2 tRNA genes and 2 rRNA genes are annotated in these 999 nt (G+C 48.7%); all 4 read left to right on the forward strand.

The features are described from left to right. Nucleotides 1–219, forward strand: a 16S ribosomal RNA gene (locus tag H3H39_RS27305); the annotation flags it as partial. Nucleotides 220–294: 75 nt separating this feature from the next. Continuing rightward, nucleotides 295–371 (forward strand) — tRNA-Ile (locus H3H39_RS27310). A 48-nt stretch (nucleotides 372–419) separates the two neighbouring features. Next, nucleotides 420–495: transfer RNA gene (locus tag H3H39_RS27315), tRNA-Ala, on the forward strand. Nucleotides 496–733: 238 nt separating this feature from the next. Then, nucleotides 734–999 (forward strand): 23S ribosomal RNA (locus H3H39_RS27320); the annotation flags it as partial.

A 999-nucleotide genomic window follows, 5' to 3' on the forward strand; every position in this document is an offset into this window, starting at 1 on the left:
ACTGCATGAAGTTGGAATCGCTAGTAATCGCGGATCAGCATGTCGCGGTGAATACGTTCCCGGGTCTTGTACACACCGCCCGTCACACCATGGGAGCGGGTTTTACCAGAAGTAGGTAGCTTAACCGCAAGGAGGGCGCTTACCACGGTAGGATTCGTGACTGGGGTGAAGTCGTAACAAGGTAGCCGTATCGGAAGGTGCGGCTGGATCACCTCCTTTCTAGAGTCGCACTGGTCTTCGGATCATCCTCAAGCGTTCACACTTATCGACTGTAAATCAAGAAGAACAGCATTTGGGGCTGTAGCTCAGCTGGTTAGAGCACCGTGTTGATAACGCGGGGGTCGTTGGTTCGAGTCCAACCAGCCCTACCAGTTATCAGAGTGGACGGAACTAAAGTTCCATCCCGCTAGGGTCACGATGGGGGATTAGCTCAGCTGGGAGAGCACCTGCTTTGCAAGCAGGGGGTCGTCGGTTCGATCCCGTCATCCTCCACCATAAAGTTCAAACGTAAGTCAGCCAGGTCTGGTTGCGATTTAGGTTTGGTCTTTTAGAGATCAAGTGCTGTATGTTCTTTAACAATCTGGAAGAAGTAAGTAAAGATTATTTATTGATCGCTTTGACGTCAAAATCAAAGTGATGGGTAATGATTGTATGTATCAACAAACGCAACAACGTAGTACTTCTTATTTCTATGACCGCTCCTTTGTTTAGTCGCAAGGGGCTAAAGTTATAGGGACAAGTGAATAAGTGCACATGGTGGATGCCTTGGCGATTACAGGCGATGAAGGACGTAGTAGCTTGCGATAAGCTGCGGGGAGTGAGCAAACACACTTTGATCCGCAGATTTCCGAATGGGGAAACCCGGCCTTTTAGGTCATTGCATACTGAATACATAGGTATGCAAAGCGAACGCGGCGAACTGAAACATCTAAGTAGCTGCAGGAAAATAAATCAACCGAGATTCCCAAAGTAGTGGCGAGCGAAATGGGAAGAGCCTGC

Origin of the sequence: Rugamonas apoptosis, from assembly GCF_014042355.1 — a bacterium.
In the GTDB taxonomy this organism is placed as follows: Bacteria; Pseudomonadota; Gammaproteobacteria; order Burkholderiales; family Burkholderiaceae_D; genus Rugamonas; species Rugamonas apoptosis.